Here is a 25,638-nt window from a genome sequence, read left to right on the forward strand (position 1 = left end):
ACCCAGATCTCCGTTCAACGGAAATCTGGGTTTTTATTTTGTTTTATGAACTTAAGGAAGAGTTAAGCTTGCTTCTCTAAACTATCCATAACGGTGGTTCAAGCAGGAAGATTTTTTTGGAAAGGATGGAGATGTGAATGGAAAGAGAGAGGAATTGTACCTACTCTGTTGTGGTTCCTGTGTTCAATGAGGAGGAAGTCATTGAACACACGTATCACAGGCTGAAAGCTGTGATGGACACAACAAAAGAATCCTATGAACTTCTCTTTGTCAATGATGGCAGCAGAGATTCTACGGTTGAAAAGCTGCTGAGGATCCGGCAGCAGGATTACAATGTGAAGCTGATTGATTTCTCGAGGAACTTTGGCCATCAGGTGGCGATTTCAGCAGGTATGGATTATGCGAAAGGAAGAGCGGTCATTGTCATTGACGCGGATCTGCAGGATCCTCCGGAACTGATGCTCAACATGATTGAAAAATGGAAAGCCGGCTATGACGTAGTGTATGCCAAACGGACCGCAAGAAAGGGAGAGACCTTTTTTAAAAAACAGACGGCTTCCCTTTTTTACAGAACACTGCGCAGGATGACAGATATCGAAATTCCTGTGGATACGGGTGACTTCCGGCTGCTTGACCGAAAAGTGTGTGATGAGCTCAAGGGAATCCAGGAAAAGAATCGATTCGTCCGCGGATTGGTGAGCTGGGTAGGCTTCCGCCAAACTGCTGTAGAGTACGAACGGGACGAACGGGCAGCAGGTGAAACTAAATATCCATTAAAGAAAATGATCAAGCTTTCCGTTGACGGACTTACATCGTTTTCCTACAAACCGTTAAAGCTGGCGAGCTATGGAGGAATGGCGCTTTCGATTGTTGGCTTTGTCTATATGCTTGCTGTTTTGTTCCAAACGTTCTTTACCGAGACAACCGTCCCGGGCTGGTCTTCTCTTGTTGTCATTCAGCTCTTGTTCAGCGGGTTTGTTCTTATGATCCTGGGCATGATGGGAGAGTACATCGGGCGTATTTATGATGAAACAAAAGACAGGCCGCTCTATATTGTGAAGGAAACCTACGGGTTATCTGCTCATGAAATAACAGGGCCCCGTTCTTTGCGCCATGGGTAAGAACGTATCGGAAATCGCTAAGTTTGGCAGTGTCGGTGTGCTGAATACCCTGCTGGATTACAGTCTTTTCAGCCTTCTTGCCTGGTCCGGGCTGGCATATATGGCGGCACAATGTATTTCATACAGTGCCGGTGTAATGAACAGTTATTTTTTGAACCGCACGTGGACATTCAAGCAGAAAGAAAAAGCTGATTTTGCGGAATTTTTCCGGTTTGCGCTTATCAATGGAGTTACGTTCCTGGTTACAGCGCTCATGCTCTGGCTGCTCCATAAGCAGGGAAACCTTGGCGTCTACAGCAGCAAACTGGGAGCTACCGTTGTCGGAACAGTGATTAATTTTGCAGGCACAAAGCTATTGGTTTTTCAGGAAAAAGAGTGGAAAAGAGGAGAACATACATGAAAATAAGAAAAGCAGTTATTCCTGTTGCGGGTCTTGGCACGCGGTTTCTGCCGGCAACAAAAGCACAGCCGAAAGAAATGCTGCCAATCGTGGATAAGCCCGCCGTACAATATATTGTTGAGGAAGCAGTGCAATCAGGAATCGAAAGTATTTTGTTTGTAACAGGGAGGAACAAAAAAGCGATCGAGGATCATTTTGATAAGTCGGTTGAGCTTGAACAGCAGCTGTTGAAGAAAGAAAAGTTTCGGGAGCTGGATGAGGTCCGGGCGATTTCCAACATGGCCAACATTCATTTTATCCGGCAGAAGGAGCCACTGGGATTGGGCCATGCAGTGTTATGCGCGCAGGAGTTTGTTGGGGATGAGCCATTTGCGGTACTGCTCGGTGATGACATCATGATGTCCAAAACCCCGGCATTGCAGGAGTTGATTCAGTGGCACAGGCAAACAGAAGCATCTGTCATCGGTGTGCAGCCTGTGGAACGGGAGGTTCTTCACAAGTACGGGGTGATTCACCCTGACAAAGGGAGAGGACCTGTCAGAAAAGTCATTGACCTGATAGAAAAACCGGCAGAGCATGAAGCACCTTCCAATCTTGCCGTTATGGGAAGATATATTTTAAATCCATCCATCTTTCCTGTTCTGGAAACACTTGAAAGAGGAGCAGGCAATGAAATTCAGCTTACGGACGCGCTGCGGAAATTGTGCAGTACGGAGGCACTTCATGCCATCGAGCTTCAAGGAAAACGATTTGATATTGGAGACCATGTGGGTTATATGAAAGCAATGATTGAAATGGGTCTGCAGCGTGAACCTATACGGAGCGAGCTCTATCCGTTTCTCGAAAATATCATGCGTTCTGCGACGGAAAGGAAGGGATCGGCCGTATGATGAAACTGATCGGAAAATGGAAGATTGATTACTTACTAGTCTTGATTGTCCTGTTTTCTGCAATATTAAACTTATACAGTCTTGGAGATGCAGGTTCCAATACGTATTACACGGCCGCCGTGAAAAGCATGCTGCAGAACTTTCACGCTTTCTTTTACGGCTCGCTTGATTCGGCCGGCTTTATCACGGTTGATAAACCGCCAGTGGCCCTGTGGATACAGGCAGCCAGCGCTTACCTGTTAGGGGTCAGTGACTTTAGCGTCCTTCTGCCGGAAGCTTTGGCAGGTGTCATTTCAGTTACATTGATGTATGTGTTGATTAAACCCAAGTTTGGACGAAGTGCGGCTCTCATATCCAGTCTTGTTCTTGCCTGTTCTCCCATTTTTGTCGGTGTGGTCCGTACTAACAATGTGGACAGTATTTTGATTTTAACATTGCTAATTGCCGCATGGGCACTTATGAAATCCGTGGAGAAACAGAAAGTGGGCTGGCTGATTCTGAGCGTAGTGCTCGTAGGAGTTGGCTTCAACATTAAGATGCTTCAGGCATACATGGTGTTACCGGCCTTTTATTTATTTTACTTTTTAAGTGTTAAGGTGAGTTGGAAGAAACGAATTCTTCATCTCGTGATCGCCTCTGTTGTATTGGCAGGCGTATCCCTGTCCTGGGCAGTTGTCGTGGATTCTGTTCCGAAAAGCGAACGGCCGTATATCGGAAGCAGCCAGACAAACTCTGTTCTTGAATTGGCTCTCGGTTATAACGGAATATCGCGGCTTACAGGAAACCAGGGTCCAGGAGCAAAAGGGAGCATGCCACAAGGGAACGGAGATCAAAACCAGAAACAGGGCCAGCAAAGCGGATCGGGCTCTACTCAGAATAATGGAGATGCAGGAGCTCCTCCGAATATGAATGGACAAATGAAAAAAATGACACAGAGCGGCGGAATGTTCGGTACAGGATCGCCTGGTGTTCTGAGGCTTTTCCGCAGTGAACTATCGGGACAAATCAGCTGGCTCCTGCCATTGGTATTATTCGGAGTCATTGGCTCACTCGTTCAGTTCAGGCGAACAAAGGAATTTACGATTCAGAACAAGTTGACGTTGTTCTGGCTGGCATGGCTTCTTCCCATGATGGTGTTCTTCAGTGTCGCCGGATTCTTTCATCAATATTATTTAAGCATGATGGGTCCTGCCATTGCTGCGCTCGTTGGAACCGGCTGGGTATTGTTATGGCAGCAGTATAAAGAAGGGGAAGGAACAGGGAAATGGCTTTTGCCTGTTGGTATCCTGATCACTTTCCTTTTTGAAGCATTGATTGTTTACCAAAACAAAGAATCAGTTTCTCTTGGCTGGGCAGGTGGTGCTGTCTTGGCGGGAATCCTGGCCGCCTCTTTGCTTTTCTTACGAAAGATACCCACTTTTAAAGCTGCTCTTGCCGGGCTGCTGCTCGCTTTGGTTTTACCGTTGTATTGGACCGTGCTGACGATTCAAAGCGGGAATTCGTCATTACCCGTTGCAGGACCTTCGTCTCTTGGATTTGGCGGCGGTATGGGAGGACCCCCAGGCATGTCGGCGAGAGGTGACATGCCAGGCGGAGCTCCAAACAGCAAAAGTTTTGGGGAGAACGGTGAAAGTGCTCCGGCTGACGGGGGCAATACGGGTAGCGGTCAGAACATCAAGCGCTTTAATCGCGCAGCAATGCCTCAAATGAAAAAAGGCAATCCAATGAATCAGCAAGTGAACAAAAAACTGATCAGCTATTTAAAGAAACATTATAATGGCGAAAAGTATCTGGTAGCCACAGAAAGTTCCCAATCTGCGGCTCCTATCATCTTAAATACAGATTATGCGGTAATGGCAATGGGAGGTTTTTCTGGAAGTGATCCTGCACTTACGCCACAAAGCCTTGAAAAGATGGTCAAAGCAGGAGAGATTAAATATTTCTTAATTTCAGGAAGCAGCAACGGCCGAATGGGAGGCAAAGGAAATCAGGAGGTCAACGACTGGATCAAGAAAAACTGCGAAAAAGTCCCTTCCAGTGAATGGAGCTCCAACAATAATAAGGAAAAGAGTACTGTGTCTTTCGGCCCATCGCAAAATCAAACATTGTACGTTTATAAAGGTTGATCAATCAGTAGCCGTTTTCGAAAGAAACGGCTGCTTTTTTAATTTGGTTGAGAAACTTCCCTTGAAATCACCCTCAAAAGAGGGGGTTTTTCGCTCTATTTTCTCAACATGGAAATGTCGAATTTTGCTACTAATGGAGTATATTTTGATTTATCATGGGGGGAGAAACGATTATTCAGGAGTGAAAGACATGAGCCCGGTTTTGAATCAAGAATTAATAGAATTAATTGAACATAAGCGTAATGAAATGATTCATTCAGCCAGGGAGACGGGTTTTCAAAGTGAAGAAACGATTACTCGTGGAAATGAGCTAAATGAACTACTAAACTGCTATCAAAAGCTGCTATCCATTCCAACCCATAATAAAATGTAGCCTTCTTTTACATAGTTTTGATTTTGCGAACTGGCTGCCTGGTATAAGTTGTGGTAATATTTCTACTAGGAAAATATTATCTGCTCTGAAAATTTAAGGGGGAAGCCATTGATCGACGGCAAGAAAGTATTCTTTTACAGAATCAAAAAGGGATTAACACAAAAGGCGGCTTGTGAAGGGATTTGCTCGGTTTCTTATTTAAGTAAAATTGAAAACAACAGCATAACCCCAAGTCCGGAAATTCTGGAATTGTTATGTGAGCGTCTGGGTATTGAATATTCTTATGTTAGTGAAGAAGCCATAAATAACCTGAAGAAGGAAATTCATATCTGGTACAAGGATATCAAATTCCGGAATGAACAAGTGGCCATACAAAAATATAATGATTTTCAAAACCGAATGAAAGGCCTGGATGATCCCGGGCTTGTCAACCTGTATAATGTCATGTTGGCAAGATTTTATATCTATATTGATGAAATGGAAAAAGCGAGGGAGCTGCTTGACCGGCTCGCTGAAGTAAAAAAGCTGTCTACAAGTGAGATTGAGTTCTATACCCTGCAATTCACAGGGTTATATAAATTTCTTATTGAGAATAATAAGTTGTCTCTGGATTTTTACAAAAAAGCATATGTATTATCGAGAACACTTCGAATTGATGATGAGGAACTTTATTATCAGCTGGCCCAGCTTAGCGCGCGGCTTGGCTACTTTTCACAATCCCTGTTTTATGGAATAACGGCTCTGGAAGCGTTCAATGCAGAAGCCAATTATACACGCAGTGTCGATTGCCATATTATTCTCGGTATCAATTACAGCCGGTTAAAGGACTTCGAAAGTGCCCGTTCTCATTATTCGATTGCACTAAATGCGTCCAAATTTAATCCTGCCCTGAATGGAATGCTGCCGGGAATCCTTCATAATCTGGGCCATTCCCATTTCCAGGCAGAACAATATGATGAAGCTCTCGCTGTGCTCAGAGAATGTCTTGAAAAAAAGAAAGGATCCAATACAGCATCAACGCTCTCACTTATCGCTCATACCTATTTTAAAATGCAAAAAGTAAAAGAAACAAAAAAGTGGCTAAAAAAGGGATTCCAAGCCATTGACAAGAACCAGATAACGATCAATTATATTCGGTTAAAAAAATTGGAGTTTAAAGTCAACAATCAGGACCAGGATCAAGCTTATCAGCAGTTTATCGAAGAGGAAGCATTGCCATTTTTGGAAAAGACGCAGGACCGGCTGCATCTGATTGAAATGTATGAAGAGCTGGCTGCTTATTACTCGGCAAAGTTTTCTTATAAAAATGCCAACCACTATTATGCAAAAGTAAATCAGTTGTATAAAGAATACCTATAGAATGAAGGAGAAAAACAATCCTGTTTTTCTCCTTCATTTTTTATGCGGAAATGTTTGGCTGTATGGACCGGCTTTTCTTTCTTCGAAGGTGCCATTCCGCCCATCCGAGATTAACCGCCATTGAAAGATAGATGGACAGTGGGAACGATAAAGAGATAGGCAGGCCAGCCAGGGTAAGCAGCGGAAGAAAAACACGGAATGTCACAAAAACGAGTGTCACAGCATAACTGCGCAGCATCCATTCCTGATGGCTGGTCACCTTTTTTTCGCGGATTCGCTTCAAGCCGAGAAAAGCGGTCATAAACCAGGCCACATCCAGAACAATAAATCCGATCGAAGAGGCAAGGCCGCCTGTGGCATACAACGCCAGATAAATGCCAGCCGGGACACTGACGAAAATGGATATCCCATAGATTCTGCCCATGATTCTGTGGACAGAAATCACCTTCCGGCTGGACCTTAAGAATTGAAAGGGACCTGTAAGCAAGGCGATGGATCCAGTGGCGATGTGTACAAAGAAAAAGACCTGCCACGTGCTGTAAGGAAATCCGGGAATCGAAAGTTTCCCCGAAACAATCCCTGCCTGTTTTGGCCCAAAGGCCAGATATTGAACAACGATATACGCAATAAAAAGAGCAACGATTACATAACAACCTGCTACAGCATAATTCTTTCTCGTTCGCCCTGTCACAAAAGCCCTCCCTCTTTTTTGTTATATATTACCATATAATGTATATAAGTGGAATATGACAAAAAAGAAAGCATTCAGCTTCGAATGCTTTCCATTGAATCAATCAACGACCAGATAGGCAATCATGGGACCGTTGTGGGAAATATCTGCGTGTGTTTTACAGATCAGCCGGTAGATGCCCTCCTTTTTAAAGCGAAGATGCAGGACCGTTTCCTTGCCTTTTACCACGTTCCCCTTCACATTCGTTCCCTCGATGTAAAAAGGATGTGCTTTGCCGTTTACACCATAAATGCTCAAGGTCACCGGCTGATCATGCGGGATATAAATCGTCCCTGGATCCCAGCGGTAGGCTTCAATCTCTTTTCCGTTATCCAGCGTGGATTTGAATTCCCCTGTGACCATGTTAATGGTCAGCCGCTTTGCATTGGCCGGTGATCCCGTCGTTTCAACAGCATCAGGCTTTACAACATACCACGTTCCAAGTCCGATACAAATACATAAAATAAACAATAAAATCCATTTTCTCGGAACAAACCATATTTTCAAATGTTCCACCTCCATCAGCTTGTCTTTAGACTATATGTGGACAGGATGGATTTCTTGTTAAAAAAATAGAGGGGAAGCGCAAAGGACAACCCTTTTAGAAGAAGAATAGTTAAAGGAATACGGAATAAAGGGATGAGATAAATGGAAAAGGCCATGAAAGAACAGATGAGAGAGCTGGAGGAGAGCCATTTGCGGCCCGATGTTCGAACTTCGGTCGAAAAGCTGGATGAACTGCTTGCCGATGATTTCCTGGAATTCGGCAGTTCCGGGTATCAAATACGAAAAGAGGACTGTATGACAGGGGATCTTGACGTGGATGATTTATCCCTTTTAAATTTTGAAGTCCGGATGCTGGGTCCTGACATCGTATTAACGACGTATATCATCCGTAACCGGACAAAAGACCGAAACACATTGAGGAGTTCCATATGGAAGCACATGGATGGGAGATGGCAGCTTTATTTTCACCAGGGGACCGTAACTCCGTTGGACCCTTCAATTCCAGCTAGTCATTCAAGACCATAAAAAAGGGATGGACCTGGAGTCCATCCTTATTTCGTGCAGTTAGATTTTTACATCAATCTTGGCATTCTTTTTCAGATCTTGAACTTTTTTAACGAGTTTTTCCTGCTGCTTTTGTTGTTCAAGCTGCTGCTTGATCTGAGGTTTTACTTCTTCTAGTTTTGGTGCTTTTTGATCTTTTCCTGTGCTTTGTTTAGCATATTTGTTGTAGTAATCCTGAATTTCCTTGTCTGACACTTTGTCAGCAGGAACTTCTTTTTCAATATATTTTTGGGAAGCAATGCCGTCCGCAATTTGTCCCTTAACATCTGACTCGCTCAGGTTCGCTTGCTTAAGAGCGGCTGCGAATTTCTTTTCATCTTTATATTGCTTTTTGGTTTGAGACAACTGATCGTTCACTTCTTTATCTGATGCTTTGTATCCTTTTTTCTCTGCATCCTGAAGGATAAGGGATTGTCCAATCAGGCTTTCAACGGTCTGGTCTTTAATTTGCTTTGCAGCGTCTTTGGAGGAAGGGTCTTGTCCCATTTGCTGCATTTGCATTTGTGAAGAAGAAAGCGCCATGTTGTAATCCTTGCCGATGATCTTCTCATTATTTACTGTGGCTACTACTTTCTTGTCATCCACTTTTTGTGCATCCATTTTCTTCTGCATTTCTTTCATTTGCTCTTCTTGCTTTTTCTGATTTTCGGCTTGAGATGTTTTTGCTTTGTCTTTACTATCTGAAGCCTTTTTGTCTTTATCATCCGAACCGCAAGCTGTCAATGCGATGGCAAGCATTGCGATCATTAGTATTGAAATAATCTTTTTCATTATTTCACTCCTTTCAAAATTGCCCTTGGGGCGAATTATAACGGATTTGGCGTGAAAATGGAAATGAAACAGGAAAATGTTTTGTAAATGTAAAGAAGAAGGCTCACTCTTGGAGCCTTCTTCTTATCGTCAGATCAAGAACATGGCAACAATGGTGGTCACCACGAGCCCAATCGCAACAGGGATCAGGTTTCTTCTGGCAAGTTCGAAAGGATCGACTCCGCAGATGGCCGCTGCGGGGATTAGAGCCCATGGCACCAGCGTGCCTCCGCCAACCCAAATGGCCGCGATTTGTCCCAGGGCAGTCAAGGTCGCCGCTCCAGCACCAATAGCATGGGCAAACAATGCGGCAATGGACCCGGCAAGCGATATGCCGGAGAAGCCCGAGCCGTCGAGACCAGTGATGGCTCCAACACCCGTTAAAGTGACCGCGCCGATTTCCTTTGTCATTGGAACAACCGATGCGAGTGATACACCAAGGTCATTCACGATCCCGTGAGAGTGTTTGGGCAGAAGGTTCCCGATGATGGTGTTAAATCCGGCATCACCCAGGTAAAAGAAGGCAGCAATCGGGATAACGGGACCAAAGACTTTAAAACCGAACTGAAAGCCTTCAATAAGATAGCTTGTTGTTTTCTCCAGTCCTTTTCCTTTGTGCCCTGCCATCGAGATGAGAAGCAGAATGACAATAGAGGTTCCTCCGATCAGCGCGGTCGCATCGCCGCCCTGAAGTTGAAATAAATACATAGCCACAACATCCAAGGCAAATAAAACAGGAACGAGCAATGCGAAAAAGCGTTTTTGGCTGGAGGAAAGCAATGCAGGATCTCCATTTTGAAGAGTGCCTTCCTTGGAGGAAGCGGCAGCCGTTGCCAATCCTGTGCCGCTTGTGAGCTTGCCGTTTTTTAAATCACGCTTTAAAAAGTAGAAGGCACACAAGGTTGTAACGACTCCCATGACAATCACAAGAGGAATGCTGGCATGGATGACCTGACTGACGGGAAGGCCGGCAGCATCTGCCGTCAGTTTAGGTGCGCCCTGAATGACAAAGTCGCCGGACAATGCAATCCCGTGTCCAAAGAGGTTCATGGCCATGGCCACACCGAGAGCAGGAAGGCCGGCCCGTATGGCAACGGGAAGCAGAACAGCTCCCATCAAAGCAACGGCGGGAGATGGCCAAAAGAAAAAAGAAATAACCATCATTAGGAGTCCGATCGTCCAGTAAGCGAGGGCCGGTGAGCGTATGAGTTTTGAAAAAGGAGAGATCATGACATCATTGATCCCTGTAACGGTCAGTGTTTTACTCATGGCCACAATGATCGAGATGACTAGTATAGTGGAGAGAAGTTCAGTGATGGCGTAGGCGAAGCTGTTGAAGATGCTGGTTACCGAGGCGCTTAACGAGCCTGTGGCAGTGAGTGCGATCAGGAAAATTCCCAAGATGCAGATGAGGGTTGTATCTCTCCTTGCGACCATAAAGCCAATGATAAAAAAGATAAAAAACACATAAATCCAATGAAGCGCTGTTAGTTCAACGCCCATATCTTTTCTCTCCCTTCCGATTCATGTACCGGGCCAATGGGCAGCCGCCCGGTGATTACTAACAGAATATGTAAGGAATGAAAAGTGGTGAGATAAAAAGCTTTCCAAAGATATGGGAACCGATTATAATGGGCACCAAAGCGAGGTAGTTATGAAGACGAGTAAAGAAAAACGCTATGAAACTGATCTGTATATGCCTGTTCGGGACTATTTTATGGAAAAAGGATATGAAGTGTACGGTGAAGTCCATCATTGCGATATCGCTATGATGAAAGAAGACGATCTCGTTATTGTCGAACTCAAGCTCACCTTAAACGTGGACCTGCTTGTACAGGCGACAAACCGGCAACGGCTGACCGACTTTGTTTATATAGCGGTTCCCAAGCCCAAATACAAAAGGAATTCAAAAAAGTGGCATGATGTTTTGCACTTAATCAAACGGCTGGAACTCGGGCTGCTGCATGTTTCCTTGACCAAAAAAGGTGCGACGGTGGAAACCATTCTTAATCCCGGGGCCTTTGACCGCAAGAAAAGCCAGCAGCGATATAAAAAGAGACGGACGAAGCTGCTCGAGGAAATCAAAGGCCGGAATGGGGACTACAATGTCGGCGGAAGCAGCAAGACCAAACTGATCACGGCCTACATGGAAACCTGCATTTACATCGCCTGCCTTCTTCAGGAATTCGGTCCGCTGACTCCCAAGGCACTGCGAGGGTGGGGAACGGGAGACAAGACGCTGTCCATTTTAAGCAAAAACTATTATGGATGGTTTGAAAAAATTTCCCGGGGCATCTACTCCATGAGTGAAAAGGGAAAACAGGAATTGGCAATCTATCCCGATCAGGTGAGCTATTATCAAAACAAAATAATAGAGCTGCAGGAAGAAGCCGAAAAAAGCTGATGATCTCTTTTCGGTTTTTTTGTGCCTTTTGACCTATCTGTTATGCAAGCGCTTTCATTTATACCCTTATCGTGGTAAAGTTGTGATAGCAATCCAAAATTTTCATGTTAAAGGGAGGACGGGAATATGAAGGGGATCAAGATCAAGCGGTTTGTTTCTCTTGTTTCCATTTTTACACTGCTGATAGGAATCTTTTTTTCATTCCTTTCTGTGCAATCGTTTGCAGAAACGAATTATTCATCAGGGAAAACAAAAGTAACCATTCATTACAAGCCATCAGAGGGAAATACGAAGGACTGGAACTTATGGGTTTTTCCTGAAGGCGGAGAAGGGAAATCCTATCCGTTTACCGGGGAGGACAAATTTGGAAAGCTGGCTGAGATTGAGCTCGATGGTACATACAAAAAGGTAGGCTTTATTGTACGCACTGACAGCTGGGAGAAAGACGGAGGCGACCGTTTCATTGATATTGCTGGAGGGGAAGGGGAAGTCTGGGTCAAGTCAGGGGATGACAACACATATACCGAGCCGCCTGATGGCGAGTACCGTGACTTACCTGCCTATGAAAAGTTCAATGTGAAAGTGCACTATTTCCGTTACGACAATCAATACGACGGATGGAATCTGTGGACATGGCCAGAGAATGGTGAAGGAAAAGCGGTTCAGTTTACAAAGGATGATGCATTCGGCAAAGTAGCTACAATTCAAATAGAAAACCTGAAGGACGTTCATAAGCTTGGATTTATTGTAAGAAAGAGCATACCAGGCAATGATTGGGCCGAAAAAGAATTCAACGACCGTTATGTAACAAAGTTCAAGGAGGACGGCTCTGCCGAGGTATGGATTGCGCAAGGACAGGAGCGCCTTTATTACGATAAAGATTTGGTGGACCGTACACCGAAAATCGTAAAGGCATCCATCGATGGTTTTCGTGAGATTACATTTGAAACGAATTTTCCGTTTGATATAAAAGAGCATGGCATCAGCCTTACCGGCGGTGCATCCATCAAACAAGTTGTTCCCGCTGACAATCAAGGGGGAGACTTTACAAACAAGGTGAAGATCATCATTTCCAAAGATTTGGATCTCACTAAAGTGTACAAGGTTTCCAAAGAAAACTTTGGAGAGGCAGAGGTACAAACAGGCAAAGTTGTCCGCACGCCGGAATTTGACAATAAGTTCTTTTACGGTGGAGATGATTTGGGCAACAGCTATTCCAAAAAAGAAACAAAGTTCCGGCTTTGGGCACCAACCGCCAGTGAGGCAAAGCTTGTTATGTACAAATCATGGCAGGACGAAAAGGGCACAGATCTTCCTTTGAAAAAAAGCAAACGCGGAACGTGGAAATTAACACTAAAAGGCAATCATGAAGGGCTGATCTATACGTATAAGGTGAAAATCGGCAACCAATGGAGCGAGGCGGTTGATCCCTATGCCCGTGCGGTAACCGTAAACGGCCAAAAAGGAGCCGTCATCAATTTGGATAAAACCGATCCAAAGCACTTCCATAAACGGATGAAAGCTTTCACTCCGGAAGATGCCATCATTTATGAACTTCACGTCAGAGACCTTTCCATGCATCCGAAAAGCGGAATCAAGCATAAAGGAAAGTTCCTGGGAGTTGCTGAGGAAAACACAACAGGACCAGAAGGCGTCAAAACAGGATTGAACCATATCAAGGATCTTGGAGTCACGCATGTACAGCTTTTGCCGATCTATGATTATAAAACCGTAGATGAAACCAAGCTCGATCAGCCGCAATTTAACTGGGGCTATGATCCGCAGAATTATAACGCACCGGAAGGATCTTACTCAACAGATCCCTATAAGCCGGCCGTCCGGATCAAAGAAATGAAGCAAATGGTAAACACCCTGCATCACAACAACCTGAGGGTGATTATGGATGTTGTGTATAACCATATGTTCTCGGCAGACGAATCAAATTTTCAAAAGCTCGTGCCGGGTTATTACTTCCGGTATAACGATGACGGAACACTGGCAAACGGAACGGGAGTCGGAAACGATACGGCTTCAGAACGCAAGATGATGAGGAAATTCATTGTGGAATCCGTCAGCTACTGGGCCAAGGAATACAATCTGGATGGCTTCCGATTCGACTTGATGGGCATTCATGATGTAGAAACAATGAATCAAGTCAGAAAGGCATTAAATAAGATTGATCCATCGATCATTGTACTCGGTGAAGGATGGGATCTCAATACTCCGCTTGATCCATCATTGAAAGCCAATCAAAAGAATGCCGGAAAAATGAATGGCATCGCCCATTTTAACGATGGAATCCGTGACAGCTTAAAGGGGAGCGTATTTGAAGATACGGACAAAGGATTTGTGAACGGAAAACCGGATACTGAAGAGGCGATCAAGGAAGGGGTTAAAGCAGGGATCGATTATTCGAGCACTATTGCGACCTATAAGGATCCGGAACAGGTGATCACGTATGTCGAAGCTCACGATAACCACACCCTGTGGGACAAGCTTCAATTGACAAATCCAGAAAGCTCGGTGGATACCCGGAAAAAGATGCATAAGCTCGCGTCATCCATCATCCTGACATCACAGGGTATCTCCTTCCTTCATGCCGGACAGGAATTCATGAGAACGAAAGGCGGCGACCATAACAGCTACAAGTCACCTGACGCAGTCAACCAGCTCGACTGGCAGCGCCGTGCCGATTTCAGAAAAGAGGTAGACTATATGAAAGGCTTGATTAAGCTCCGAAAAGGTCATCCTGCCTTCCGGATGAGAACGGCTGCTGACATCCGCAGCCATATCAAGTTCCTGCCCGCACCAAAAAATACAGTTGCCTATGATCTGAAAGGCCACGCGAACAAAGACAGGTCAAAGGATCTGGTCGTGGTTTATAACGCCAACACAAGCGTTCAAACGATCTCACTTCCAAAGATCGGACCATGGCGAGTCCTGGCGAATGGCGAAGAGGCGGGGAACAAACCCCTCGGAATCGTAATGGGCAAAACCATTAAAGTACCTGCGCTCAGTACCATTGTCCTGGATGGACGATAAAAAGAATGGAAGTAACCGCTGGAGGAATCCGGCGGTTTTTTATCATTCTGTAGTAAAAGTTCTACCTGTTCCTAGTCACTTTTCACAATAGATTACAGAATATTGTTACTATATAATCCGAAGTAGAGATGGTTTTAAGAGGGAGGGACAAAAATGAAAGAGCTAAAAACGAATGTGACAATACAAAACGTATGGGAAGCAAGAAAGAGGATGAGTTCAATAATCAGCAAAACACCGGCTGTTGAATCTTTTATTCTATCAGAAAAGGTGGGCCGCCCGGTCTATTTAAAACTGGAGACCGTGCATGATACAGGGGCTTTTAAGGTACGGGGTGCGGCCAATAAAATCCTCAGCTTGACTGAGGAGGAAAGAAAACGGGGTGTAGCAACGTATTCCACCGGAAATCATGGAATGGCAGTGGCCTATGTCGCTAAAAAGCTGGGAATTAAAACGACCGTTTGCATCTCGAACCGGGTACCAAAGGCAAAAGTAGATTCATTGAAAAGGCTTGGAGCTTTCATTGAATTTTGCGGAGAGAGCCAGGATGAAGCGGGCGAACGATGTCTGGTGCTGGAAAGGGAGAATGGGTTAACCGTTATTGAACCCTTTGATGATCCAGAGGTCATTGCCGGTCAGGGCACCATCGGCCTTGAGCTGCTGGAGGATATCCCTGCTTTGAAGGACGTTGTTGTCCCTCTTTCAGGCGGAGGACTGCTGTCAGGAATCGGTATGGCGCTGAAGACGAATGACCCTTCAATCGGGATCACTGGCGTTTCCATGGTAGAATCAGCCGTGATGTATGAAAGTTTACGAGCGGGCAAACCGATTAAGATGCCGGAAAAGGATACGCTTGCCGACAGCCTGCTCGGCGGCATTGGGATGGATAACCGTTACACCTTCGACATGGTCCAGAAATATATGGACCGGGCGGTATTGATACCTGAAGAAGAAATCGCACAGAGTATGGCATTCATGATCGACCATCACCGAATGATCATCGAGGGGGCAGCGGCGACCGGAATTGCTGCGTTGCTGGGAAATCATATTGAGTACAAGGATGGAGCTATTGCCGTTATTATCACTGGCCATAATGTGGATCTGACTGTTGTTCAGCATATATTGAATATGTATAATCCTGCATAATGATCCCCGCCTGCTGCAAGTTTTGGTATAGTTAACTATATGAATATTTAGAAAATAATCTTGCAGCCAGAGGGGGAGAGCGGTTGAAGTTAGCTGTGAATGATCTGTTAAGCCTTGAAATTATGGAAAATGCCAGGGTACGGACCGGGAGCTCCCATCTTAGAGAACGGCATGTCCAGTGGATTTCTGCCATTGAAATGCCGGTGGAAAATTTTGTGCGTAAGAACGAAGTCGTCCTGAGTACGGCCATCGGCTGCGGGCATGATATTCAATTATTTAAAAAATTTGTAGAGGATATTATCCATTCCGAAGCTTCTGCATTGATTATTGCGTTGGGGCGTTATATCTTTGACGTTCCAAAAGAAGTGGTGGAGCTGGCTGAAAAGCATCAATTTATCATTATGGAAATCCCCTGGGAAGTCCGTTTTTCCACCATTATAGAAGAAGTGCTGAGGGAGCTCAACGACATCCAGTATAAAGAACGGGAGAAATCGGAAAAAGCCCAGCAGGAACTCCTCCAGCTGATTCTCAAGGAAACGAGCCTCAGGGAGATTTCTTATTATATTCAAAATCAGATCGGTTGCCCGATCGTCATTACCGACCGTGCGGGAATCATCCAGGACCGTACGGAAGCGGGGGATCCCGACGACAAATGGAAGTACTATAACCTGAAGGATGGAATCTCGATAAAAAAAACATCATCCCTTTTGCCCCAGGATCCCATGTATCAAAAGTTTCAAATGATTGAGCTCGACGGTGAGACCATTCTGCGGCTGCCGATCCTGAACGCTTCAGGAGATATTCAGGGATATTTATTTGTACTGTTCCCAAAGGATGGGGAGATTGAAGACTTCCTGACTCAATACCGGGTAAATGTGCTTGAGCATTCGGCTACCACGATCGCGCTTTGGCTGTCTCGCCAAAATGCCATTGAAGAAACCGAGATGCGCCTACGCAGCGATTTTATACAGGAATTGGCCAAAGGTGAATTTACTTCTGATGAGCAAGCGGAATCCAGAGCCAAATTGCTTGGATTTAATCTTAAGGTTCCTTATGTCTGTATTGCGGGATATCCCGAGAACCTGGAGCTCTTGTTTAAAAAAAGAAAGCAGTATGACCTTTCGTACGAGCATTGGCTTGACAGCATGATCCGCTACATTGAGGAAGAAATTTACTATGCTGCCGGGTCGCTTGAAAAAGAAGTAATGATGACCTATCAAGGAGATAAATTAACCCTTTTTGTGCAGGCAAAAAACAATGAAAACCCTGCCCATCATTTTTTGGACCTGGTGGAAAGGCGGCTGCGGAATTTGCTGCCTGATGTGGTCATTTCATGGGGAATTGGAGGGGCGCAAGAAACAATCGCAGGATTCAAAACAGGCTTTGACCATGCACAAACGGCCCTGCAAATCGGCAGGAAGAAAAAAGGCGCCGGACACCGGGTATTGTATGAGAATACAAAGGTGGACCGGGTGCTGTTGACCCTGGCCCAAAACAAGGAAATGAAAGAAATCATCGTCTCTGCCATCGAACCGCTCATCCAATATGATCAGCAGCGCAACATGGACTTGATCGGCACCTTCAGTACTTACAATGAGTGCCACGGAAACGTCAGCCAGACCGCCCGCCTGCTTAACCTTCACAGACAGTCTCTATTGTACAGACTGCGCAAAATTGAAACGTTAACAGGCCTTTCTCTCATCGATACGGACGATTTGTTTCTGCTCGATCTCAGCATTAAAACGTGGAAATTGGGACTCACTGAAACCACTATTCATTCATAATGCAAAAAAAGACCCTGAAAAGGTCTTTTTTTCTTAGTGATCTTCCTTCTTGTAAAAAACATCAAACTGTTCCCAAACATCCTCCAGTTTATTCAGGCGGCCCTGAGCGTCATTCATTTTTTCCCTTCCGATAAGCGCGATCAGGCTGTTAATCAGACTAAGCGGACCTACAAATGAATCGAAAAACGTAGGAAGATGACTGGAAGCCAGCAGGACAACATCCGCCTGGGGAACAAGGGGAGAGTAAGGGCTGTCGGTAATCACAATTGTTTTCGATCCCTGTTTTTTTGCGAAAGAAACCATATCAATGGTGCTTTTTGTGTAACGGGCGAAGCTGATGCCAACCACCGTATCTTTTTCACTTAATTGATACAATTGCTCAGGAAGCAATTCTTTGGAAGTCGCCATCTCGGCATGATCCAAAAGAAAATTCAAGTAGTAGTGAAGGAAGTTTCCAAGAGCAGCTGCACTGCGATTTGCACAGATATACACATGGTCACTTTCTATCAGATGGTCGGCCGCGTCTTTGAGCGAGCGAATATCAAGACTTTCCATGGTCGCTTTAATGTTGGCGATATCGTCCTGGAAAATATCATAAGCCGCTTCATCTTCCTTTTTATATACCTCTTTCGACAGTTTAAGTCTTTCAATGGTGGTGAGCTGCTGCTGTACGGCGTTTTGCAGGTGCTGCTGAAAGTCAGGGAAACCGGAATACCCAAGAAAGACAGCAAATCGGACGACGGTTGCTTCACTGACACCCGCTTCTTTTGCCAATTTGGAAACGGTAAAGAAGGGGACAGTGTTTGGATGATCCATTATGTAATCTGCAATTTTAGAATGTGCTTTGCTCATCTTCATCCTTTTTTCCGCCATAACATGATAAACGTGGTCTTGTGCCATAATTCATTTCCTTTTTTACGTTGTAGTTGTGCAATTGTATCCTACTACCATCATAAACGAGTTGAAAAAACAATACACCCATACGAAATTTTTGAAATAAATATTTCATTTATTTATAGTTTATTATATAATTCTTAAAAAATATACGTTTAAGATGAAATAAATATTTCATATCGGAGATGAAACGATGGATGCATTTACGGAATACACAAAAAGAACACCAAACTCCAGAGAATTTATGAACGAGGCGCAGCACGTCATGCCCGGCGGTGTCACAGCCAATATTAAGGCCTATGACCCTTATCCAATCATCATGGAAAAAGCAAGCGGAGCTTATTTATACGATGTGGACGGGAATGAGTATATTGACTATCTGCTTTCCTACGGAGCACTCATGCTTGGCCATGGGCATCCTGCAGTAAAAGCCGCCATTCAGCAGCAAATGGAGGAACACGGAACGTTCCTGTTTGGTACTCCACATCAGCTGGAGCTGGAAATGGGAAAGAAAATGATGGAGCTGTATCCGAGTATGGAGCGGATCCGGTATACCAATTCAGGAACGGAAGCAACGCTTTTGTCCATTCGTCTGGCTTATGCCTATACTGGCAAGAAAAAAATCGCAAAGTTTGAGGGGCATTATCATGGTGGATATGACCAAGTCCTATTGAGTGTGAATCCGCCGATTACCGAAGCGGGACCGATTGATGAACCAAAATCGGTGATTGAGTCAAAAGGGATCGATCCTTATCATCAAGAACATACTATTGTTCTTCCGTTCAATGATTTGGATGCCGTTTCAGACATATTGTATAAAAGAAAAGATGAGATTGCGGCCGTCATGATGGAACCCATTCAGGGCGGATTTATTCCGGCAGAACCAGCCTTCATGCAAGGCTTGCGGAAGATCACCGAGGAGCTCGGAATCCTTCTCATTTTCGATGAAGTAAAAACAGGGTTCCGGTTAGGGATCGGAGGCGCTCAATCGGTTTATGGAGTACACCCCGATTTGACTACGCTTGGTAAAGTACTGGGAGGCGGATTCCCTGTTGGCGTGGTTGGCGGAAAAAAAGACATTTTAATGGTCAGTGCTCCTTCCTCTTCATCGGATGTTTTCGACAGCAGCCAAAGCAAACATTCACGTGCCAGGGACGTGCTGTTTCACAGCGGAACGTATAATGGGCATCCAACGATCTTAGCGGCAGGTCTGGCGACCATCAATGTTCTACAAGATGAGATGGAGCATGTTCTGTCGGTGACAGATCGACTTAAATCCGGGATTCAAATGCTTTTCGCTGAACGGGGAATCGCCATGCAGTCTATCGGATTGGGGACTATATTCAATGTGGTAATTACCGAGCTGGAAGATGTGAGAAATTACCGTGAGTTTCAGCAATCCAATTTTACATTGAGAAGGGAATTGGATTTCTACTTGCTCTCACAGGGAATCTATACGAAACCTTTAAATCGTTACAGTTTGTCTACCATGCACGGTGAGAACGAAATCAATCGTACGTTGGAAGCTTATGATTATGCACTATCCAAAATGAGTTAAATAAATGAGCGGGGACCGTCTATCTGTTGACGGTCTCTTTTTATGTAATATGATAATTTGGCTAAAATTTTTACAAAAACTTCATACATTTTTGCAGATGAGAGAAAACCATCTTTTCTTCTATACTAGAGTCATAGATTAATTATTCTTAAAATTCAAATAATAAATGCGTTAGGGAGGGTGGGTCCGATGTCATTCGGAACAACTGAATATCAGGAGAGAATTGTGAAAACGAAACAAAGGATGGTGGAAAAAGGAATCGAGGTCCTGCTCATCACGGATCCCGCAAATATGAATTACTTGTCCGGCTATGATGGATGGTCCTTTTATGTTCATCAAATGCTGATCGTCATTGATGATGAAGACCAGCCAATCTGGATCGGCCGGAACCAGGATACAAATGGAGCCAAAGCCACATCCTGGCTTTATCATGAGAACCTGATTCCTTATCCGGATGATTACGTTCAATCCGATACGAAGCATCCGATGGATTTTGTTGCTGATATTTTAAAGCAGATCGGACAGGACAAACGCGCGGTCGGCGTAGAAATGGACAACTACTATTTTACGGCCAAATGCTATGAACAGCTGAGAAAGGGACTTCCGAGCGCTGAATTCAAGGATGCAACGCTGCTCGTCAATTGGATCCGCCTCATTAAATCCGATACCGAAATTCAATATATGAAGCGGGCTGCAACCATCGTGGAAAAAGCTATGATGGACGGAATCGGGATGATCAACGAAGGCGTAAGGGAATGTGATGTCGCGGCCAAGATTTTTCATACCCAGATCACAGGAACCAAGGAATTCGGCGGCGATTACCCAGCTATCGTACCCCTGTTGCCATCAGGGGAAAAAACATCCACACCCCACCTGACCTGGACAGATGACAGGTATAAGAAAGGCGAATCCGTCATCCTGGAGCTGGCAGGCTGCTACAAACGGTATCATTCACCTCTTGCCAGAACGGTCAATATCGGACAGCCGTCTGAACGCTTACAAAGTCTTTCCGGGATTGTGGTCGAGGGATTGAATGCGTGCCTGGATATGATCAAGCCTGGCATTGCCTGTGAAGAAATCGAAGAAACGTGGAGAAAGACCATTCATAAAAGCGGGATCGTGAAAGAATCACGCCTCGGTTATGCGATGGGGCTGAACTATCCGCCTGACTGGGGCGAGCATACAGCGAGTATCCGGAAAGGGGACAAAACGATCCTCCAGCCAAATATGACGTTCCATCTCATTCCGGGCATCTGGCTTGACCAGTATGGGTTTGAAGCGAGCGAAGCCCTTCGGGTAACGGCAACTGGCTGCGAAACGTTCGCATCCTTGCCAAGACAGCTCGTGATTAAAGAAGGTGCCCTTGAAACCAACTTCAATTAAAAGGGGAGCTGCAGATGTACATTTTTACAGAACAAGAGTTAAGGCAGCATATATCACTTAACCATGAAGCGCTATCGGTGGTGGAAGACGGATTTTCAAGCCTCGCCGAAAAGAAAGCGGTCATGCCTCCCATCATGCGGGTGGATGTTCATGACCACAATGGTGAAGTGGATGTGAAAACGGCCTATATCAAAGGCAAAGACAAGTTTGCGATCAAAGTGTCTTCCGGCTTTTTTAACAACTATCAGCTGGGTCTGCCGAGCGGAAGCGGTCTGATGATGCTCGTTAGTGCAACTACGGGAGTTCCGGAGGCGCTGTTGCTCGATAATGGATATCTCACAGACGTTCGGACGGCTGCCGCCGGGGCAATCGCATCGAAATACATGGCAAAAGAGGACATCCATACCGTCAGTGTGATTGGCTGTGGCAGCCAGGCCCGGTATCAGGTAAAAGCGCTTCAGTTGGTTCGAAATTTCAAACGGGTGATCGTCTACGGAAGATCACCGGATCGAGTAGAAGCGTATGTGAAGGAAATGACCGAAGAGCTTGGAGTGGAAGTTCAGGCGGCTGAAAGTGCAAAAGAAGCCGTCATCCAGAGCGATCTTGTCATTACAACCACACCGGCAAGCGAACCGGTAATCAAAGCAGAGTGGCTTCATCCCGGACTCCATATCACGGCGATGGGTTCGGATGCAGAGCACAAACAGGAGATTGAAGCCGATGTTTTGGCGAAAGCGGATGTTCTGGTCTGTGATACGGTCGCTCAATGTGAGCGGCTGGGCGAGCTTCATCATGCGCTCTCTCAGGGCGTGATTTCAGAAACAAGGTCCATCACTGAAATCGGTGAGCTCACCTCACGGCAGGCTGAAGGACGCCAAAATGATGAGCAGATTACGGTGTGTGATCTGACAGGCACGGGTGTTCAGGATACGGCGATTGCTCTGTTCGCTTTTCAGGAAATGGTGAACCGGGGAATGGGATTGAAAATTGAAGACAAAAAACCAGCTCTAAAAAACTAAAGGAGGAGTCATCGTATGACACAGAATGCAAAAGCAGGAACACAATCCGTTTGGGCAGGGGAAAAAGACTATTTGGTGCACGGGGCAACTCAAGTGCCTGTAGTGTTAAGCGTAGCCTATGGCTACGACGATATGGATGAATGGTATGATGTGGCCATCGGCAAGAAAAAGGGACATATTTACGGAAGGAACACGAACCCCACCGTTCAGGCGTTTGAAGATAAGGTAAAGATTCTTGAGGGAGCGGAAGCCGCAACAAGTTTTTCAACCGGAATGGCTGCGATCAGCAACACGCTGTCCACGTTCCTTGTACCAGGGGACCGAATTGTGTCCATCAAGGATACATACGGCGGAACGAATAAAATTTTTACTGAATTCCTCCCCCGCCAGCAGGTAGAAGTGGTTCTGTGTGAAACGGGCAACCACGAGCAAATTGAAGAAGAAGTAGCCAAAGGATGCTCCATTCTTTATCTTGAGACTCCAACCAATCCGACTGTGAAGATTACTGACATCGAACGAATGGCGAAGGCCGGCCGTGAAGCTGGAGCGCTCGTGGTGGTGGATAACACGTTTGGAACGCCAATTAATCAAAACCCACTTGCTCTTGGTGCAGATTTGGTCATTCACAGTGCGACCAAGTTCCTTGGAGGACATGCAGATGCACTTGGAGGTGTTGTATGCGGTTCTGATGAACTGGTGGAAAAAATCTATCATTTCCGTGAGATTAACGGAGCGACCATGGATCCGATGGCAGCCTATCTTATCCTGCGAGGAATGAAGACTCTCAAGCTTCGTGTCCGCCAGCAAAGTGAAAACGCAATGGCACTGGCCAAGTTCCTTGAAACACAAGAACTTGTCGAGGGTGTTTATTATCCTGGGCTTGAAACCCATCCAAACCATGAAATAGCAAAGAAGCAGATGAGAGGGTTTGGCGGAATGCTCAGCTTTGCCGTAAAAGGCGGAGTGGAAACGGTACGGGACCTTCTTCCAAAATTGCAATATGCCAACCGGGCGGCAAACCTTGGTGCTGTGGAAACAACAGTCGGGCCGGCACGGACCACAAGCCATGTGGAGTGTACACCGGAAGAGCGTGCAGCCATGGGCATCCCTGAAGGATTAATCCGGATCTCCTGCGGCATAGAAGATATTGAGGACATTATTGCCGATTTCGAACAAGCCTTTCAGCATGTGGAAAGCGGGTTGAAAGTTTAAGAAAATTTTCCGGGTTTGAGGAGATGAGTGATCTATGAAACATCCGGAAGGTATAGGAAGCATGAAAGAAAAGCTTATGACCTGGCGGCGGCAGATTCATCAAAGGCCCGAACTCAGTTTTCAGGAGTTTGAAACGTCAAGCTATATTGCTGATGCTTTGAGAAAGATGAAGGGAATGAAGACCAAGACGGGAATAGGCTGGGCTACCGGGGTAGTGGGTACACTCTCTTCCGGTGAAGGGCCCGTGATCGCGATCAGGGCCGATATCGATGCCCTGCCGATTACGGAGGAAAACAAAGTGAGTTACTCTTCCGGAAACGAAGGGGTGATGCACGCCTGTGGTCATGATGCGCATACCTCGATTGTCCTCGGCGTGGCCTCATTGCTCTCGGAACAGTTCGAGCGCGGTGATATACAGGGAACCGTGAAATTTATTTTTCAGCCGGCAGAAGAAAGTATCGATGAAAACGGGCTATCCGGCTCTCCGTATATGATCAGAGCCGGAGCGTATGATGGGGTGGATGCAGCTATTGCCCTTCACATGTGTCCGTGGCTGCCCGTCGGTTCCATGCAAGTGAACGACGGGTACAGCATGGCCAATGTCGACGTGTTTCAAGGCAAGATTACGGGGACCGGCGGACATGGGGCCTACCCGGAGCAGGGCACAGACCCGATATGGATGCTGGGCCCGGTGCTGCAGGCTCTTCATGGCATTGTTGCAAGGAAGCTATCGGCATTGGATTCGGCTGTTCTCAGTATTGGAGAGGTACACGCGGGTTCAGCAAGTAACATCATTCCTACCGAAGTCTCCATAACTGGCACCTTGCGCAGCTATTCGCCGGAAGTGCGGGACAAGCTGGCGGTGGAACTGCAGCGGGCGTTTTCCATTGTTGAACCGCTCGGCGGAGAGTATTCCTTTCGAATCGACCGCGGCGAGCCTGCGTTGAAAAACGATCCGGCGGTGAACCAGTGGTTTATTGAGGCGGCTCAACAGCGGTATCCAAAAATCAATATTACAAGAGGGCCCTTCGGAATGGGCGGGGAGGATTTTGGGTACGTAACGGAACGGGTACCAGGTGCGTTGTTTTTTCTGGGATGTGCTGAACCTGGCGGTGAGCAAAGGGATTTACATACCCCGATATTTGACATTGATGAGGAGTGCCTGCCGATGGGTACGGCAATCCTGGCACAAACAGCGATCAATTATTTAAAGGGCGAGGCAGTTTTGCCAAACCGTAAAAAGGTGGAGGTCGACATTCATGGCACATAAACTCGCATTTATCGGGTTTGGGACGGTCGGTCAGGGGCTGGCTGAAATTTTAAAAAATAAGAAAGAGCAGTTAAAGATAAATGAACAATTTGAAGCTGAAATTGTCGCCATATCAGATTTTAAAAAAGGTTCCATCTATCACCCAAGAGGCCTTGATATAGAAACCGCGCTTGAAGTGCTCAAGGAAACCGGAAATCTTGAGAACTATCCTTCTTCACCGGGTCTCGTGACGGGATGGGACAGCCTTACGACCATCCGGGAATCCAATGCGGATACCATTGTCGAAGTTTCCTATACGGATGTCCAAACCGGGCAGCCTGCAATTGACCATTGCCGCACCGCGTTTATGGCCAAAAAGAATGTGGTGATGACGAACAAGGGCCCGGTTGCGCTGGCGTATCAGGAGTTATCACAGCTGGCTGAAAAGCAAGGTGTTCATTGGGGTTTTGAAGGCACGGTGATGAGCGGGACACCATCCTTGCGCATGCCAATTGCTGCCCTTGCCGGAAATGAAATCTATGAAATCCGCGGCATTTTGAACGGGACGACCAACTATATCCTGACAAAAATGGAGGATGAGGGCGTAACGTATGAGGAAGCACTGAAGGAAGCTCAGGCGCTTGGATATGCGGAAGCCGATCCGACCAGCGATGTGGAAGGATTTGACGCGCGGTACAAGATTGCCATTCTTGCAAACTATGTCATGAAAGAGCCGCTTTCTGTAGAAGAAATATCCTGTAGAGGAATCACGAATATTACCCGGCATGATATTGAAACGGCGAAGGCCCAGGGCAAGCGGTGGAAGCTTCTCGCAAAGGCACGAAAAGAAAATGGGAAAATCGTCGCTTCTATTGCTCCTGAAAAAGTGGAGGTAACCGATCCGCTCGCATCCATTAAGGGAGCAGTAAATGCCATTGCTTATGACTGTGACCTGTTAGGTACGATTACTCTGAGCGGAGCCGGTGCAGGCAAAGTGGAAACGGGATTCTCTCTGCTCATTGATTTGATCAACATTGATCGTGAACGGAAACTGGTAAACATTTAATCTA

22 protein-coding genes are annotated in these 25,638 nt (G+C 45.8%); 17 read left to right on the forward strand and 5 right to left on the reverse strand.

The window, feature by feature from the left end; genetic code table 11:
• The first annotated feature begins 137 nt into the window (after positions 1 to 137).
• From QNH15_RS07055 to QNH15_RS07080, 6 genes are all read left to right on the forward strand, one after another.
• On the forward strand, positions 138 to 1,121 hold the full coding sequence (locus QNH15_RS07055; protein WP_283893626.1) for a glycosyltransferase family 2 protein: 984 nt from the start codon (positions 138 to 140) through the stop codon (positions 1,119 to 1,121).
• The gene (locus QNH15_RS07060) at positions 1,114 to 1,521 is read left to right on the forward strand and encodes a GtrA family protein (RefSeq protein WP_283893628.1); all 408 of its coding nucleotides are present in this window, start codon (positions 1,114 to 1,116) and stop codon (positions 1,519 to 1,521) included. Before QNH15_RS07055 ends, QNH15_RS07060 begins: the two co-directional genes overlap by 8 nt.
• A complete protein-coding gene (gene galU / locus QNH15_RS07065; RefSeq protein ID WP_283893629.1) occupies positions 1,518 to 2,411 on the forward strand; it encodes a UTP--glucose-1-phosphate uridylyltransferase GalU in 894 nt (297 codons plus the stop codon). The genes QNH15_RS07060 and galU overlap by 4 nt, the downstream gene beginning before the upstream one ends.
• Entirely contained in the window at positions 2,408 to 4,537 is a 2,130-nt protein-coding gene (locus tag QNH15_RS07070) for a glycosyltransferase family 39 protein (protein ID WP_283893631.1), read from the forward strand. Before galU ends, QNH15_RS07070 begins: the two co-directional genes overlap by 4 nt.
• 190 nt (positions 4,538 to 4,727) lie before the next feature.
• A complete protein-coding gene (locus QNH15_RS07075; RefSeq protein ID WP_283893633.1) occupies positions 4,728 to 4,910 on the forward strand; it encodes an aspartyl-phosphate phosphatase Spo0E family protein in 183 nt (60 codons plus the stop codon).
• A 108-nt stretch (positions 4,911 to 5,018) separates the two neighbouring features.
• Complete coding sequence (locus QNH15_RS07080; protein ID WP_283893635.1) at positions 5,019 to 6,269, forward strand: helix-turn-helix transcriptional regulator; 1,251 nt, start codon at positions 5,019 to 5,021, stop codon at positions 6,267 to 6,269.
• A 40-nt stretch (positions 6,270 to 6,309) separates the two neighbouring features.
• Here QNH15_RS07080 and QNH15_RS07085 read toward each other — a convergent pair whose 3' ends face one another.
• Positions 6,310 to 6,960, reverse strand: a complete 651-nt coding sequence (locus tag QNH15_RS07085) for a DUF2306 domain-containing protein (RefSeq protein WP_283893637.1) — start codon at positions 6,958 to 6,960, stop codon at positions 6,310 to 6,312.
• 99 nt (positions 6,961 to 7,059) lie between these two features.
• The gene (locus tag QNH15_RS07090; RefSeq protein ID WP_283893639.1) at positions 7,060 to 7,506 is read right to left on the reverse strand and encodes a cupredoxin domain-containing protein; all 447 of its coding nucleotides are present in this window, start codon (positions 7,504 to 7,506) and stop codon (positions 7,060 to 7,062) included.
• A gap of 141 nt (positions 7,507 to 7,647) precedes the next feature.
• Between QNH15_RS07090 and QNH15_RS07095 the strand changes: the two genes are divergently transcribed.
• Complete coding sequence (locus QNH15_RS07095; RefSeq protein WP_283893640.1) at positions 7,648 to 8,031, forward strand: nuclear transport factor 2 family protein; 384 nt, start codon at positions 7,648 to 7,650, stop codon at positions 8,029 to 8,031.
• A 39-nt stretch (positions 8,032 to 8,070) separates the two neighbouring features.
• Here QNH15_RS07095 and QNH15_RS07100 read toward each other — a convergent pair whose 3' ends face one another.
• Complete coding sequence (locus tag QNH15_RS07100) at positions 8,071 to 8,841, reverse strand: SurA N-terminal domain-containing protein (protein ID WP_283893642.1); 771 nt, start codon at positions 8,839 to 8,841, stop codon at positions 8,071 to 8,073.
• Between the two features lie 129 nt (positions 8,842 to 8,970).
• Positions 8,971 to 10,383, reverse strand: coding sequence for a hypothetical protein (locus tag QNH15_RS07105; protein ID WP_283893644.1), 1,413 nt, complete (start codon positions 10,381 to 10,383; stop codon positions 8,971 to 8,973).
• Positions 10,384 to 10,534: 151 nt separating this feature from the next.
• Between QNH15_RS07105 and QNH15_RS07110 the strand changes: the two genes are divergently transcribed.
• The 4 genes from QNH15_RS07110 (at position 10,535) to QNH15_RS07125 (ending at position 17,253) form a co-directional block, all read left to right on the forward strand.
• The gene (locus tag QNH15_RS07110) at positions 10,535 to 11,284 is read left to right on the forward strand and encodes a DUF2161 domain-containing phosphodiesterase (RefSeq protein WP_283893646.1); all 750 of its coding nucleotides are present in this window, start codon (positions 10,535 to 10,537) and stop codon (positions 11,282 to 11,284) included.
• A gap of 126 nt (positions 11,285 to 11,410) precedes the next feature.
• Positions 11,411 to 14,326, forward strand: coding sequence for a type I pullulanase (gene pulA, locus QNH15_RS07115; RefSeq protein WP_283893648.1), 2,916 nt, complete (start codon positions 11,411 to 11,413; stop codon positions 14,324 to 14,326).
• A 153-nt stretch (positions 14,327 to 14,479) separates the two neighbouring features.
• A complete protein-coding gene (gene eutB, locus QNH15_RS07120) occupies positions 14,480 to 15,469 on the forward strand; it encodes a hydroxyectoine utilization dehydratase EutB (RefSeq protein ID WP_283893650.1) in 990 nt (329 codons plus the stop codon).
• 83 nt (positions 15,470 to 15,552) lie between these two features.
• On the forward strand, positions 15,553 to 17,253 hold the full coding sequence (locus QNH15_RS07125; protein WP_283893652.1) for a PucR family transcriptional regulator: 1,701 nt from the start codon (positions 15,553 to 15,555) through the stop codon (positions 17,251 to 17,253).
• Between the two features lie 33 nt (positions 17,254 to 17,286).
• Here the strand turns inward: QNH15_RS07125 and QNH15_RS07130 are convergent, their stop codons facing one another.
• Positions 17,287 to 18,153, reverse strand: coding sequence for a MurR/RpiR family transcriptional regulator (locus QNH15_RS07130; RefSeq protein WP_283893654.1), 867 nt, complete (start codon positions 18,151 to 18,153; stop codon positions 17,287 to 17,289).
• A 187-nt stretch (positions 18,154 to 18,340) separates the two neighbouring features.
• Between QNH15_RS07130 and QNH15_RS07135 the strand changes: the two genes are divergently transcribed.
• From QNH15_RS07135 to QNH15_RS07160, 6 genes are all read left to right on the forward strand, one after another.
• Positions 18,341 to 19,705 (forward strand): aspartate aminotransferase family protein, encoded by a 1,365-nt coding sequence (locus QNH15_RS07135; RefSeq protein ID WP_283893655.1) that lies wholly within the window; start codon positions 18,341 to 18,343, stop codon positions 19,703 to 19,705.
• A 189-nt stretch (positions 19,706 to 19,894) separates the two neighbouring features.
• Entirely contained in the window at positions 19,895 to 21,088 is a 1,194-nt protein-coding gene (locus tag QNH15_RS07140) for a M24 family metallopeptidase (protein ID WP_283893656.1), read from the forward strand.
• A gap of 14 nt (positions 21,089 to 21,102) precedes the next feature.
• Entirely contained in the window at positions 21,103 to 22,107 is a 1,005-nt protein-coding gene (locus QNH15_RS07145) for a cyclodeaminase (protein WP_283893658.1), read from the forward strand.
• A gap of 15 nt (positions 22,108 to 22,122) precedes the next feature.
• Positions 22,123 to 23,319, forward strand: a complete 1,197-nt coding sequence (locus tag QNH15_RS07150; protein ID WP_283893660.1) for a cystathionine gamma-synthase family protein — start codon at positions 22,123 to 22,125, stop codon at positions 23,317 to 23,319.
• Positions 23,320 to 23,353: 34 nt separating this feature from the next.
• Positions 23,354 to 24,589 (forward strand): M20 metallopeptidase family protein, encoded by a 1,236-nt coding sequence (locus QNH15_RS07155; RefSeq protein ID WP_283893662.1) that lies wholly within the window; start codon positions 23,354 to 23,356, stop codon positions 24,587 to 24,589.
• A complete protein-coding gene (locus QNH15_RS07160) occupies positions 24,579 to 25,634 on the forward strand; it encodes a homoserine dehydrogenase (RefSeq protein ID WP_283893664.1) in 1,056 nt (351 codons plus the stop codon). The genes QNH15_RS07155 and QNH15_RS07160 overlap by 11 nt, the downstream gene beginning before the upstream one ends.
• Positions 25,635 to 25,638 lie beyond the last annotated feature (4 nt).

The sequence above is a fragment of the Fictibacillus enclensis genome, from assembly GCF_030123385.1.
GTDB lineage: Bacteria > Bacillota > Bacilli > Bacillales > Fictibacillaceae > Fictibacillus_C > Fictibacillus_C enclensis.

Excerpts from the sequence above, each read along its gene's own strand:
- QNH15_RS07105 (WP_283893644.1), bottom strand. The coding sequence starts at position 10,383 with ATGGGCGTTGAACTAACAGCGCTTCATTGGATTTATGTGTTTTTTATC.
- QNH15_RS07095 (WP_283893640.1), top strand. The coding sequence starts at position 7,648 with ATGGAAAAGGCCATGAAAGAACAGATGAGAGAGCTGGAGGAGAGCCAT.
- QNH15_RS07145 (WP_283893658.1), top strand. The coding sequence starts at position 21,103 with ATGTACATTTTTACAGAACAAGAGTTAAGGCAGCATATATCACTTAAC.
- QNH15_RS07155 (WP_283893662.1), top strand. The coding sequence starts at position 23,354 with ATGAAACATCCGGAAGGTATAGGAAGCATGAAAGAAAAGCTTATGACC.
- QNH15_RS07160 (WP_283893664.1), top strand. The coding sequence starts at position 24,579 with ATGGCACATAAACTCGCATTTATCGGGTTTGGGACGGTCGGTCAGGGG.
- QNH15_RS07075 (WP_283893633.1), top strand. The coding sequence starts at position 4,728 with ATGAGCCCGGTTTTGAATCAAGAATTAATAGAATTAATTGAACATAAG.
- QNH15_RS07135 (WP_283893655.1), top strand. The coding sequence starts at position 18,341 with ATGGATGCATTTACGGAATACACAAAAAGAACACCAAACTCCAGAGAA.
- pulA (WP_283893648.1), top strand. The coding sequence starts at position 11,411 with ATGAAGGGGATCAAGATCAAGCGGTTTGTTTCTCTTGTTTCCATTTTT.
- QNH15_RS07055 (WP_283893626.1), top strand. The coding sequence starts at position 138 with ATGGAAAGAGAGAGGAATTGTACCTACTCTGTTGTGGTTCCTGTGTTC.
- QNH15_RS07140 (WP_283893656.1), top strand. The coding sequence starts at position 19,895 with ATGTCATTCGGAACAACTGAATATCAGGAGAGAATTGTGAAAACGAAA.
- QNH15_RS07060 (WP_283893628.1), top strand. The coding sequence starts at position 1,114 with ATGGGTAAGAACGTATCGGAAATCGCTAAGTTTGGCAGTGTCGGTGTG.
- QNH15_RS07070 (WP_283893631.1), top strand. The coding sequence starts at position 2,408 with ATGATGAAACTGATCGGAAAATGGAAGATTGATTACTTACTAGTCTTG.
- galU (WP_283893629.1), top strand. The coding sequence starts at position 1,518 with ATGAAAATAAGAAAAGCAGTTATTCCTGTTGCGGGTCTTGGCACGCGG.
- QNH15_RS07100 (WP_283893642.1), bottom strand. The coding sequence starts at position 8,841 with ATGAAAAAGATTATTTCAATACTAATGATCGCAATGCTTGCCATCGCA.
- QNH15_RS07110 (WP_283893646.1), top strand. The coding sequence starts at position 10,535 with ATGAAGACGAGTAAAGAAAAACGCTATGAAACTGATCTGTATATGCCT.
- QNH15_RS07150 (WP_283893660.1), top strand. The coding sequence starts at position 22,123 with ATGACACAGAATGCAAAAGCAGGAACACAATCCGTTTGGGCAGGGGAA.
- eutB (WP_283893650.1), top strand. The coding sequence starts at position 14,480 with ATGAAAGAGCTAAAAACGAATGTGACAATACAAAACGTATGGGAAGCA.
- QNH15_RS07130 (WP_283893654.1), bottom strand. The coding sequence starts at position 18,153 with ATGGCACAAGACCACGTTTATCATGTTATGGCGGAAAAAAGGATGAAG.